Annotated in this window: 10 protein-coding genes; 3 read left to right on the top strand and 7 right to left on the bottom strand. The window is 34.0% G+C overall.

Annotated elements, in window-relative coordinates:
- The first annotated feature begins 4 nt into the window (after positions 1 to 4).
- A complete protein-coding gene (locus V6255_RS02975) occupies positions 5 to 1,903 on the top strand; it encodes a CHASE domain-containing protein (RefSeq protein ID WP_341626810.1) in 1,899 nt (632 codons plus the stop codon).
- A gap of 34 nt (positions 1,904 to 1,937) precedes the next feature.
- The gene (locus V6255_RS02980; RefSeq protein WP_341626811.1) at positions 1,938 to 2,363 is read left to right on the top strand and encodes a response regulator; all 426 of its coding nucleotides are present in this window, start codon (positions 1,938 to 1,940) and stop codon (positions 2,361 to 2,363) included.
- A 317-nt stretch (positions 2,364 to 2,680) separates the two neighbouring features.
- On the opposite strand, the gene V6255_RS02985 is transcribed toward V6255_RS02980, so the two are convergent.
- Together V6255_RS02985 and V6255_RS02990 are read right to left on the bottom strand one after the other, a co-directional pair.
- Positions 2,681 to 4,507, bottom strand: a complete 1,827-nt coding sequence (locus tag V6255_RS02985; protein WP_341626812.1) for a bifunctional diguanylate cyclase/phosphodiesterase — start codon at positions 4,505 to 4,507, stop codon at positions 2,681 to 2,683.
- A gap of 15 nt (positions 4,508 to 4,522) precedes the next feature.
- Complete coding sequence (locus tag V6255_RS02990; RefSeq protein ID WP_341626813.1) at positions 4,523 to 5,638, bottom strand: FIST C-terminal domain-containing protein; 1,116 nt, start codon at positions 5,636 to 5,638, stop codon at positions 4,523 to 4,525.
- Positions 5,639 to 6,337: 699 nt separating this feature from the next.
- Between V6255_RS02990 and V6255_RS02995 the strand changes: the two genes are divergently transcribed.
- Positions 6,338 to 7,528 (top strand): potassium/proton antiporter, encoded by a 1,191-nt coding sequence (locus V6255_RS02995; RefSeq protein WP_341626814.1) that lies wholly within the window; start codon positions 6,338 to 6,340, stop codon positions 7,526 to 7,528.
- A 267-nt stretch (positions 7,529 to 7,795) separates the two neighbouring features.
- On the opposite strand, the gene V6255_RS03000 is transcribed toward V6255_RS02995, so the two are convergent.
- The 5 genes from V6255_RS03000 to V6255_RS03020 form a co-directional block, all read right to left on the bottom strand.
- Positions 7,796 to 9,289 carry a tripartite tricarboxylate transporter permease gene (locus V6255_RS03000; protein ID WP_341626815.1) on the bottom strand — a complete coding sequence of 498 codons (1,494 nt, stop codon included), beginning with the start codon at positions 9,287 to 9,289 and terminating at the stop codon, positions 7,796 to 7,798.
- A gap of 9 nt (positions 9,290 to 9,298) precedes the next feature.
- The gene (locus tag V6255_RS03005) at positions 9,299 to 9,745 is read right to left on the bottom strand and encodes a tripartite tricarboxylate transporter TctB family protein (protein ID WP_025565030.1); all 447 of its coding nucleotides are present in this window, start codon (positions 9,743 to 9,745) and stop codon (positions 9,299 to 9,301) included.
- A 100-nt stretch (positions 9,746 to 9,845) separates the two neighbouring features.
- On the bottom strand, positions 9,846 to 10,772 hold the full coding sequence (locus V6255_RS03010; RefSeq protein ID WP_341626816.1) for a tripartite tricarboxylate transporter substrate binding protein: 927 nt from the start codon (positions 10,770 to 10,772) through the stop codon (positions 9,846 to 9,848).
- Positions 10,773 to 11,213: 441 nt separating this feature from the next.
- Entirely contained in the window at positions 11,214 to 12,650 is a 1,437-nt protein-coding gene (locus tag V6255_RS03015) for a HAMP domain-containing sensor histidine kinase (protein ID WP_341626817.1), read from the bottom strand.
- Positions 12,650 to 13,324: a response regulator transcription factor gene (locus V6255_RS03020; protein ID WP_341626818.1), complete on the bottom strand. Its 675-nt coding sequence runs from the start codon at positions 13,322 to 13,324 to the stop codon at positions 12,650 to 12,652. Before V6255_RS03020 ends, V6255_RS03015 begins: the two co-directional genes overlap by 1 nt.
- Positions 13,325 to 13,389 lie beyond the last annotated feature (65 nt).

Consider the following 13,389-nt stretch of genomic DNA (forward strand, 5'->3'; position numbering starts at 1 on the left):
AAAGGTGAACTCAATTTCTATTAAGTCTCTAATCTTAGCCATTATTATAAGTGGTGTTGGTATTGTAAGTACCTATTCAGTCTCGTTACAAGTTGGTAATCAATTAAAAACAGAGAGCTATTTAAAAATAGAGAATATATCAGAGCAAATCTCTATTCGTTTTCAGGATGCAATTGATAAATCAGTTAATGATTTACAAGGCTTACAGGCTTTTTATAGTGCAAACGAAGAACACTTATCTCAGGATGAATTTAATCAATATATGGGAGTTCTGGATATAAAAAGCCGTGGTTATATTCAAGCACTTAGTTGGGTGCCTTTAATACCAGGCGATCAAAGAAAATCGTTTGAAGCATTATTACAAACTCAGGAACCTAATTTTGAAATTAAAGAAAATACAAAAAAAAGCAAGTTAGTTACAAGTGGAATTAAGCCATATTACACACCTGTGTCTTATGTTAGTCCTTATGATTTTAATCGTGAAGTACTTGGCTTTGACCTAAATAGCAGCGATACCCGACGCCAGTCATTAGAGTCAGCTCGAAATACTGGAAAAATGGTAACAACATCAAAAATTAAGTTAGTTCAAGAGCTTAGTGATTCTGCGGGATTTTTAATTATTGCCCCTGTTTATAAAAAAGGGGCTCCTATTGGTAATATTGAACAGCGTATTGATGCTTTATTAGGTTATACAACTGGGGTTTTTAGAATTGATACCTTAATGGAAAAAGCTAAAGCTCGTGCAGATACTGAAGGCCTAAAATTAACTTTATTAGATGTTAATGCTGACAATGGTAGCGTGCTTTATGGGAAGAAAAACGATAATCAATTTTTTAGTTTTGATTTAACCATTCCAGACCGTAAATGGCAGTTAAATATCGCTTTAAATGAAAACTTATTAGCACAGATTGAGTCTCCTTCTGTTATAAAATGGATTTTAGCAAGTGGTACTGTCATTAGTTTATTATTAGCATTTGCAGTTTATGCTTTACAAGTCGCTGTTATTAGAGCGAAAAATATAACAGTTTTAAGTGATGAATTAAAAAATCAAAATCATCGATTAGAAAAGACTGTGATGAAAAGAACGCAATCTTTAGCTGATAAAAATACAGAATTAAAAGCTCATGTTGTTGAATTAAAAACCCAGCGAGTACTCTTATCTCGTTTAATGAAAGAAGCTGAAAGTGCTAAGGTACTCGCTGAGAAACGCTCTATTGATCTTGCTCGCTCTAACAAAGATCTGGATGACTTTGCCTATGTCGCATCACATGATTTAAAAGCACCATTACGTGGTATTGACCAATTAGCAACTTGGGTTGTTGAAGATATAGAAGAAGGTAATTTAGAAGAAATACCTGATCATCTTAAGATGATGCGAAATCGAATAGGGCGTTTAGAAACACTGTTAAGCGATTTGTTAACTTATTCTCGAGCTAATCATCAAAAAGTAAGTTTTTCAGTTATTAACAGTCATATGTTAGTGAATGACTTATTTATGTTAGTTGCGCCTTTAAATGGTTTTACTTTAACGATTAACGATCAGTTACCTACTTTTTCAACATTTAAAGCTCCTTTTGAACAAGTGATACGAAACTTGTTGAGTAATGCCATAAAGCACCATCATAAAGAAGAGGGGGGTATTGAAGTTGGCTGTATAGATACAGGGTTGTTTTATGAATTTAGTATTAAAGATGATGGACCTGGAATTTCTTTGCAATATCAAGAAGATATATTTAAAATGTTTAAAACTTTAAGGCCACGAGATGAAGCGGAAGGAAGTGGTATGGGACTTGCGTTGATTAAGAAAATTGTTGAACATTATTCTGGAGAAGTAAGAATCGAATCAAGTGAAGGTCAAGGGTGTACTTTTTACTTTACTTGGCCGAAGGAAATTACTGAATAAAGCCAGTTAGCAAGAAATAAAGGAATAAACAAGCATGAGTGAAAAGTATAACGAAGTCAGTATCTTGTTGGTAGAAGACGATGATATTGATGCTAAAGCAGTTGAAAGAGGTTTTAAGAAACTTAAATTAGCGAACCCAATTGTTAGAACAAAAAATGGATTAGAAGCATTAGAGTTGCTACGTGATACAAGTATAGTACAAAGGCCTTATTTGATCTTATTGGACTTGAATATGCCAATTATGGGTGGGATAGAGTTTCTACAAAATATACGTAAAGATGAAAACTTAAAAAACACGATTATTTTTGTTCTGACTACATCATCTGCAGATGAAGACTTAGTAGCTGCGTATAACGAAAATATAGCTGGGTACATTGTTAAGTCAGATGTCAAAGGCGGATTTGATAGAGTAATCCAATTACTTGATTGTTATTGGCGAGTTGTGATGTTGCCTAAATAACCTGTTTAGAATGCTTTGTTATTTTTTTTTGGAAAATAAGCCTTAGAAAAGTAAACTTTAAATGGCAAAGTAAATCTATATTTCCAATAAAATTTTTAATTTAATGATTGGGTCGTTCTTGGATTCAGATCATAAGTACATAACCATAACAGCCCACTTCCTCGTTGTAAATTTCGTAAAGGGAACAGCAATTTATGCCTTGAATTGAACTGTTTTTCCATCGCAAAATTTAGATAAAAAATTTAATGTAATCGGTATAATGATAAATGTAAAAATCACTGATATTTAATCTCTTAGATTTAATAAAGGTAGTTGGATTATGCTTCTAAACTCTCGACTAGTTTATTAAAAGTTAAAGGGCGACTAAAATAAAATCCTTGATATTGATAACACCCTAAAGCGATTAAAGAGTCTAGTTCTTGTTTGGTTTCTACCCCTTCTGCAATTACTTCCATATTTAAACTGTTCGCTAGTTTTATAACCATATTTGCAATAGCATGGTTACTTGGATCTTTATGGATATCAGTGACAAACGAACGGTCAATTTTAAGCAGACTAGCTGGTAAGCGTTTTAAATAAGCGAGAGAGGAATAACCGGTACCAAAATCATCAATGGCGCATTCGACACCAAAGTCATGTAATTTTTCTAAGCATGCGATTGATAATTCTATATCGCCCATCATAATACTTTCTGTTATTTCTATTTTTAAATGCAGAGGGGATATCTGATTCTTTTTGATGGCTAAAATAATTGTATCGGCAAAATCATGCTTCGCTAATTGTTTTGCACTGATATTAATAGACACTTGTTTAAAGGTATCAGGTAAAGGAAGCTGTTGTAACTTTCTAATATCTTCACATGCTTGTTGTAAGACGTAACTACTGATCTGCATAATCAGATCACTTTCTTCAGCGATAGGAATATAAACAGCAGGGGATTCATAACCTCTTAAAGGATTATTCCAACGTAATAAAGCTTCAGCACCAATCATGTTATTTAAATGGTCGTACTGAGGTTGATAATGCAATTCAAATTCATTAAATGCTAAGGCTTGCTTTATTTCTCTGGTGTAACTGATATGGTCATTTAATTGCTTTGACATGACTTCGTTGTAAGGTAATGCTTTATCTTTCCCTCTTTTAAAGGCTTCATAGACTGCTATGCTGGCATTTTTAAGGATATCTTGAACTCCCTTTGATGCATTATTAAAAGTCTCATAACCAATGAAGCAAGATAAAGAAAATCGACCTTCAACAAATTCAAAAGGAATTTCCATCGCATAAATAATATCTGCAATGACATCATTGATGATTGATTGAGCTTTGGTGTTATTAAGAGATAAACTTTCTATTAATATAATAAACTCATGTCCGTTAAATCTGGCGACGATCCCCATGTCTTTGATTAATACTTTGAGCCTAACCGCTGCTTGCTTTAATACCTCGTCTCCTACGTGGTAGCCCATTACATCATTGATATTTTTAAACCCTGTTAAGTTAATCAATAATATAGCGCCAGTTTGTTCTTGGTGTATACAGTCATCAATTGCACTCGCTAAAAACTCTTGTATTTTCATTCTATTGTAAAGGCCTGTAAGAAAATCATGAGAGGCTTGATAGCTTATTTTTTCTTCTACACGTTGACGTGTTTTTATTTCAATAACAAGAGAATGATGGTTAATGGCGGCAATGGTGCTAATGGCGAGTTTATTTAATACTGGGGGAAGGGCATTTCGAATCGCTTGGTCTAAACTTTTTTCTCGTTCAATGGTTAATACGCCAAAGTCACCTATCTTAAAAAAATGATATAACGTGGAGCTAACTTTTTGTTCTTGTTCATCGCGATTATTTTGAAAAAACTGGTTAACTAAGTCAAATAATTTTGTATCTTCACTCGATAATAATCCACTTTTTTTCATTGGAAAGCTGACATAGTGTTTTAATTGTATTTCATGGTTTATATTTAATTGGTATGCCGGATTATTATTGTTGTCTTTTATAAGGAAGATATGACTATTCGTTGAATTTAAAGACAGGCTACAAAGACTTAAGAATTGGTGTAGCATTTTTTTTAAGTCAGGATCTTTGTCTATTGCCAATACTAATTGATGCTGAATCGACATTATATGCATCGCTATATTCATAAATTTCCTTGCTGTTTAAAAGGAACCAAGCACTGTTGATTTGTTGAGTAAACGGATTGACCCGTTAGTTGTATTCGCTATTTCCCCTAGGGCCATTACACCTACTAACCTGGTATTAGGGAAAGGACGTTGTATTACTTCAAGTTCATCGCTAATATTTTCACCGAATAATAGATCGCGAGTAACGCAGTCAAATAATAAAAGAGTATTTGCAACACCTTTCCTTGCTACTTCTTGTGCTGCCTTTTCACTGGCAAGTGTCATTTTATGTAGATCGCTGTGTAATAAGTAAACCATCGAATTCATAGGGACGTTGCCTACACATTCTAAATAAGCACCATTTGTTTGTAATGAATCTCTGACTAATATATCCCCATCCAATGACATAATGCCTAAAGGGAACCGCTTGGCATATTCATTAAAAAAATCATCTTCTAAAGGATAGTCTATTTTGTTTTGGATAATTTCTTTGTATAACTCAAAAGTAGGTCGGTAATTTAATGAGTGGACATAATGCCCTTCAGAAGACGTTACTAAATAAGGGCCCTCTAAAATTTCCCAACCGTGCGCGATACTATTGGTTATAGGACAAGGAAGTGCTATTACTTGTGTTGCGTTACTAATCAACCCTTGATTGGTGAAAATAACCGGATGAGGTAGTAAATCCAATGAACCAGCTCCTCCACCAATCGCAGATATGCCAGAACCCATGTAATCATAAAAGTGGTCGGTAAAGTTTTCGCATTGATTGCAAAATGCATCGGAGATGATGATAAAGTTTTGGTAGTTTTCTATTTGTTGGCTTTTTAGTTGAATATAAGATTTTAAATCAGCATCTGAGTCAGCCAACATGGAATAATTTACCACTTTACAGTGAACCATTAATCCTAAAACAATCGCTCCTTGTGAGTAACTTTTGTTTTTATATATGATTTTAGGAAATACCGCACCACACAGCGAAACAGTGTATTGCTGCAACACTTTTTTTGATTTTTCTTGATTGTAATTATTATCGATACAAGTCAATAATAATACTGTTTTAGCCCCTTCTTCAATGACACTATCGATTGCTTTATTTAATTCACTTAAAGATGAGCTGTCTGTAAATTTTATGATAGAAGCCGTTGGCATAACGTCTATTCCTAATTTTATAGTACCAATTTTTGGAGTTAAGATGATTAAATGATAAATTGATGAAATAAAAGTATATTTTACTATATCTAATTTTAAGTATTAATAATATAAGCTTATGACCTTCCTTGTTTCTTTGTGATTGGTAACACTCTTGTTCATTGTAAAGTTTGATCTGCGTTTGTATCTTTTGAGTGCAAGAATGAAGTTAAACAAAATAAGCAGGTAGTGTGAGCTTGCTTTTTAAAGTCGTTAAAGAACCTTTAAAGCTATACTAAAATTTGTTGATTTTAGGGCATGGCCTTTTCGACAAATAAGTGAATTGGATCGTGTTTAATTTATGAGGTTTTTGATTTTTTTATTTTCGTTACGAAAATATTTAACTTGTTGTTTTTTATTGTTTAAATTTTTTATTTAAATAATAAATCACAATAATAAAGCATTTTATAAATATAAGTTTAGGAGATATTATGTATAATAATTTTGATATAAGTCACTGCTTGGTTTAAATTTTTTCTCTAATTGAACCTATACATTAATCATTATCTTTTCATTACCAGTCTCTATTTATTATTGTACGACTTAAGCTTTTAAACCGTGAAATAAAAGTAGTATTAACCGCAAATAATTTTTAAAAAACGTAAATAAATCATAAATAACCCTTAGTAAACATTCAAAATAAAGGAAAAAAAAGAAATAATGTCATATCAACTTATACTAATTTGTATTGCCGCTTTGATTGGAATTGGTATTCTTTTACATCATCCATCGCGGACTTTTGGTATCCCATCTTTACTCATCTTCATGGGGGTTGGTTTATTATTTGGCAATGGGGAGTTTAATTTTGTATATGATAATTTTGCTTTAACCTCCTTAGTCGGCAGTATTGCATTGAATATTATCGTCTTTGTTGGTGGTTTAAATACGTCCAAGGAAAGTGTTCGTGTGGCCTATCGTGAGGGAGGCATATTATCAACATTGGGTGTATTGCTAACAACGTTATTTTTCTCCATATTACTTTCGTATACTTTAGACTTTTCCTTTATTCATTGTTTACTATTTGCCGCCATTGTTTCTTCTACGGATGCTGCGGCCGTGTTTTCAATTCTTCAATCTAAAAAAATTAAATTGAAAGAACAAACGGATACCGTATTAGAGTTTGAATCAGCAACAAATGACCCTGTTGCGTTGATTTTAGTTGTGTTGCTAACACAGCTTGCTCTTGCCCCCGAAAACGGGGTTTCTGCTAGTCAAATTAGTATTGAGCTCGTTACCCAAATATTCAGTGCACTTGCTGTTGCGTATTTTGTTGGGCGTGTTGCGGTATGGCTACTTAACCATATTAAGCTTGAAGAATATGGTTTAATTCCTGTGTTTGTTTTAGCCAGCTTTGTCTTAGCCACTTACGGCAGTGAATTCATTGGCGGTAATATATTATTAGCATCTTATGTTGTGGGTGTTGTGATGGGCAATGGCATTAAACGTGGAAAAGAAATGACTAAACATTTCTTTAATAGTTTGTCATGGTTGGCCCAAGCCTTAATGTTTATTGCACTTGGATTACAAATCTTCCCTCATCATTTATTTGAGGTATTGTATGCTTCGTTATTACCTGCTGTTTTATTGATCTTTGTAGCAAGACCGTTAGCGGTGCAGATTTGTTATTTATTCTTCCCTAAAGCGAGTTGGAGAAAGCGTTTATTTATTTCTTCTATTGGCCTTAAAGGGGCCACACCTATCGTGTTTGCTCTTATTCCTGCAGCTGCTGGCGTGAGTTCTTCATTGACGATCGTTAATATGGTGTTCTTTATTGTGCTTATCTCCGTTTTCTTCCAAGGAGCAGCTATTGAACCTCTTTCAAAGAAGTTAAAACTCAATATTGAACAATAATCTGGTTTGATTGGTATTACTCTATTTAAGCTGCTTTTAATGAAATAACAGTGGCTTTAAAAGACTATAGAGATGATTGTTTACAAGCTTTTTTATAAGGGTTTTTCCACAAAGAAATAAGTACTTAGAGCCTTAATTTTATCGTTATTAATTGTATTAGTACTAAATGGATTGGAATTAATAGGATTGAGGTAGCTAAGTGAATACAAAAAAGGGCATTGAGATAATGCCCCTTTTAAAGTTTTAATCATGTAAATAAGGGAAAGGTTACTTTTTCTCTTCTGCTAAACGCTCTTTCTTTTTCAGTTTAATTGTTGAATAAACAGAGAAAACGGCGAATAGAATAAAGGCGAGTGCAATCGGACGATCATACAAGAACGACCAACTACCTTCATACAAGATCAAGGATTTTCTTAAGTTTGTTTCTGCCATTGGGCCTAATATTATTGCTAATAAAATAGGTGACGATGGGATGTCTAGTTTATTTAATATAAAGCCTAATAAACCAAATGTAATCGCAATACCTACATCAAACATAGAGTTATTAATTGCGTAAGCACCAATAACAGATAGGAAAATGATAATAGGGATCATGATTATTTTTGGCACTTCTATAATACGACAGAAGAATCTAATACCTAAAAACCCAATAATTAACATCACGATATTCGCGACGATCATCGAACTAAAAATACCATAAACAATTTCAGGATTTTGAGTAAACAATAACGGACCCGGTGTTAAACCTTGAACAATTAAAGCCCCTAACAATACTGCTGAAACCGCATCACCCGGTACACCTAACGTTAACAGTGGTACTAATGAACCACCGGTTACACCATTGTTACCTGATTCCGCTGCAGCTAAACCATGCATTGAACCATTGCCAAATTCTTCTGGATTTTTAGCCACACGTTTTGCTTCGTTGTAACAAGCAAAAGCTGAAATGTCAGCTCCTGCACCCGGCACTGAACCAATTGAAGTACCTATTAAGCCACTTTTGATAGTAGTAGGTAAAATTTTCTTAAAATCTGAAAAACTCAGTAACTTATAATCAAATTTAGGTGGGATATCTTGTGTATCGCTCGATAATTTCTCTAATTGATTTAAACCTTCTGAAATGGCGAATAAACCGATTAATACAGGGATGATATTAATGCCACTGTATAGATCTAATATGCCAAAAGTAAAGCGAGGTACACTACTGATTGGATCTAAACCAACCATAGATACTAATAAACCGATCGTACCAGCGAGTAAACCTTTCATGATGTTTTTAGCTGAAACACTGGCAATGATAGTTAGACCAAACAACGCCAGCGCAAAGTATTCTGGTGCATTAAATCGTAATGCAAAATCAGCTAATATTGGTGCAATAGCAATTAACACAATGGTACTAATTAAACCGCCAATGAATGACGCCACAGCTGCGATGCTTAACGCTTTCGCTGCAAGACCTTTAATTGCCATTGTATGACCATCAAGTACGGTTGCTGCTGAAGCTGGCGTACCAGGTGTTTTTAATAAAATAGCGGCAATTGAGCCCCCATAAATACCACCAATATAAACACCAATTAACATAACAAGTGCTGGCGTAGGTGCCATACCAAAAGTGAAGGGCAATAATATTGCTACGCCCATCGTTGCTGTTAAACCAGGTAATGCACCTAATATAACACCGCCTAATACACCCAAAACTAATACAGGGAAGACAGCCATACTAAACGCATCTGCAAACCCATTAAGTAAATATTCCATCATAATAATAACCTAGAAAAAGAGTAGACCTTCCGGTAGCGAAATAATAAAAACTTCACTAAAAAGAAAATAAATGGCGAATACAAATATCCACGCGGTAACGTAATAAAGCGGCTTTTTAACGCGATAAAAAAGAAGGTAATAAGTGAAGCCAATAAGACTTGCAGGTAAGTAACCAACGAGTGTAATCAGCACTGCGTAACCAATTAAAAAAGTAAATCCAAAGATAGAGTGGCTTGATATCAATGTCACTTCTTTCTGTGGTTTTTGTTTTTTCTTGTATTGAATGATTAAAACGCTACATATTATGATTTGAATAATAGCGATGACGGCAGGAAAGAAACCAGCTCCGACGGGTGCATCTTGATACCTAGGTTCTTCGAATTGCGAAATAAGCACTAAAAAAACGAGGCTCAAAAATATCACTAGGCTTGGGAAGAAAATGTTGCGGTTGAGCATAATAAACTCTCTAATAAACACAAATTTGTTAAGTAATATGAAACGGTAAAAGCCAAGGTAGATGCCTTGGCTTTGATTGATACGGTTTATCTAATAAAGCTTATTTAATAAACTTGCTAAGTAATTCAGTATCTTGTTTTACAAAGTCAGTGAACTCTTGTGCTTTAAGAGGGTGAATAGTCATTGCACCTTTAGCCATAAAGTCTTTAAATTCAGCTGAAGCCATTGCTTGGTCAAATGCATTTCCTAAGATTTCAATGATCTCATCTGGCGTATCTTTAGGTGCGCCAATGCCACGCCATGTACCCGTTGTAACATTAAGACCTTGCTCTTTTAATGTTGGTACATCTGGAATGTAAGAAATACGCTCTTCCGACATAACACCTAACGCTTTAAGTTGACCTGAACGTAGTTGAGCAATTGCTTCACCTGGCGTTACCATTGTTACTTGTGTGTGATGACCTAATACTGAAGGAATAGCTTCTGAAGAACCGTTGTATGGCACGGCATTAAGTTTGATGTCTTGGTCTTGTTCTAATGCCATTAAGTAAAAGTTTGGTGCTGCCGTTGAAGCGAATTTTACTTTTCCTGGCATTTTTTTAGCTTCTGCTACTAAATCATTAACTGTGTTAAATGGGCTATCTGCTGGTACTAAAATAACTGCTGGGTCTAAGTTAACCATACGAATTAGTTTGAAATCGTCTGCTGTATTTTGCATTAATCCCATTTGTGGTAATGAAGCGATTTCACGTGTTACAACAGTAAGGGTATAACCGTCAGCACGTTGACGAGCACCAAAACTCATCCCTACTGCACCAGCACCACCTGTTCTATTCATTACTGAAATACTTGTACCTAGAATATCTTTAGCGCTATTAGCTAATGTACGACCTACTGCATCTGTACCACCACCTGCTCCGAATGGCACGATTAAACGTATGTTTTTTGAAGGGTAATCAGCTGCAAAAGAGCTTGCTGACATAAGTAAGCCTGCGCTAATTAATGCAGTTTTAAATAGTTTTTTCATCGTTACATTCCTTTTTAAGGGCTAAAAATTAGTTGCTTATATTTAGCTTTATCTGTCTATCATTCCGAGCCATCTCAAGTTTTTTGAAAATTTACTTTATAGTTTGAATCAAAATATTATCGATAAAGCTTAAATTGTTACTTTAAAGTTTTTATGTTGTTAAAACTTTATTAAGGAAAGAGTAAAGGAAGAAAAGATTTATTAGCATTACATAGGTCACGAAAGCAGGGGATAAAATGTGTGCTTGATCGTGTAATTGGTTTTTTTTCACTATTTTATATATTATTTTTCAAAACAAACCACAAATAGTCTTATTTTATACTTTTATTTTTGTGTTTTTTTTAAACAAATATCTTTTTTAAAGCAAGTGAATAATTTTTTTTCATTAAAAAATGATAATTGGTAAACCAAGGTTTAAGAGAAAGTTATCGTTAGCTTCATTTAACTGAGTTCAATTTTATTAAGTGTGAGTCTAAATTTTATAATGTCAGGTGTAGGAAGCGTTGCTTTAATTTCGTAGCTATTAATTAAACACAGTTTTTCAACGATAGCGAGTCCTAATCCATAATGTTCGTTCTTAGTTCGAGATGAATCTACTTGATAAAGTGGTTTAAATATTTTATTTAACTGCGCTTCTGATATTAAATTGGTTAACCTGTTTTGTAGTATTATATAAATTCTTCCTTGAGCATTTTTTGTTATTTCTAAATTAATATCTGAGTGCTCAGGACTATGAAAAAGCGCATTATTTATTAAGTTAGTCATAATAATATTAAAGCTAATAATATCTAAATTAACAATAGTTTTAGAGAGGGAGTTTTTAATTTTTATTCTTTCGTTCGCATTAGTATGATCGCTTTGGATAAATGAAAGAATTTCATTGATCTCCTCGCTTAACTCGACATTTTCGTTTTGTCGCTTTAACAAATATTCGTCACTTTGATTTAACATCATCAGGTTATTTACTATGTGTTTCATACGTTGTGCAATGGACAACATATCTTGAGAGTAACTGTCTGCGATTCGATGATCATTAGGATATTGAATATGTAGTTCACTTAGGCTAATGATCTCTGCAATCGGTGTTTTAAGTTCATGTGCAATATCAGCCGATAAGCGTTGTTCTTCTTGTAGCGTTTGCTGCGATAGTTCAATAAAGCGTAATAACTCAGCCCGTATTGGTGCTATTTCGATATGTTCATCGGTTAGTTTTCTAAGAGACGAGGTTGATTTATCCACTTTTAAGTGGGCTATCTCGTCATTGAGCAATAGAAGTGGCTTTAGACCTTTATCTATTTGAGAAATAACAAGATAACGCATACCAATAATAAAGGTGATAAAAACTAGCCAGAATACAATATCAAGAGCAAGCAATGCCCAAGACAAATCTTCATCGGATACGGTGACGGTGAAGAAAGCGGTATGTTGGAAAGGGGCAACTTCACCTCTTAGTCGACTTGGTACTTGTGGATGAAAGTAGCTCATGATGGAACGACCTGTACGTCCATCGGGTAACTCAACATTAATGATTTTAAAAGTATTAATAGTGAGATCTTGTTTTGCAAGTTGTTCTTCTGGGTATTCAGCTAAAGATTTAGAACGCTCAAAAGGTTTACCATCGACCCATAGCTGAAAATATTGCGTACTTTTAGCATCGACAAATTCAGGCATAAATTGATCTGAGAAATCAAACTCAACTCCTTTAGGATAAACTTCTATTAACGTTTTTAAATAATTTGATTTAGTGATTAATGACTCATCAAACTTGTCATTTACCCAATCATCTAACACAATATCAATTGCTATAAATATAGTGAATAGTATGATCGCAGGAATAATCGTAATGGCACGAACAATGTCCTTTTTAATCGATTTCATTATGATTGCTCAACTAAATAACCGAAACCACGTCTATTTTTAATGGGCAGTATGCCACCCACTTGTTTGGTCTTTCTTCTTACCGATGAAAGGTGCGCTTCAATACTGTTTTTAGACAGTTCATCAAAGTGGCCCACCACAGATTCACTTATTTTACTGGTGCTAACCACGTTACCTTTAGCACTAAATATCACTTCAATAATTTTGAATTCGTTTTTAGTCAGGTCAATTAAGTTGTCTTGGTAAGCAAAGCTTTTTTGTTGAGTATCAAGGACAAAATCATTCTGTTTGATGACATTATTAAAGTGCGATATTTCACCTCTTTTTTGGATACTCATGATACGTGCATGCAGTTCATCAAAAGAAAAGGGTTTAACTAAGTAATCATCAGCACCTGCTAATAATCCATTAACTCGGTCATCTACCGTAACTCGGGCTGAAAGAATAATGACCTTACTGTGTATATTTTCTTGGCGAATGGTTTTTAATAGCGTCATACCATCAATGTTAGGTAACATAAGATCTAAAATAATCAGATCAAATTGGTTGTAAAGTGCGAGGTTTAACCCCTCACTTCCATCTCCAGTGGCTTCGACGGTAAAACCTAAATTACTTAACCCTACCACTAAACTTCTGCGTAGATGTTGGGAATCTTCAACCACTAAAATTTTCATTTTTTATCTCTATTGATTAACCACTATTCATTAAGCTATATTTTTTAATCGATGCTTTTATCACT

The sequence above is a fragment of the Psychromonas arctica genome, from assembly GCF_038155225.1.
Classification (GTDB): Bacteria; Pseudomonadota; Gammaproteobacteria; order Enterobacterales; family Psychromonadaceae; genus Psychromonas; species Psychromonas arctica_B.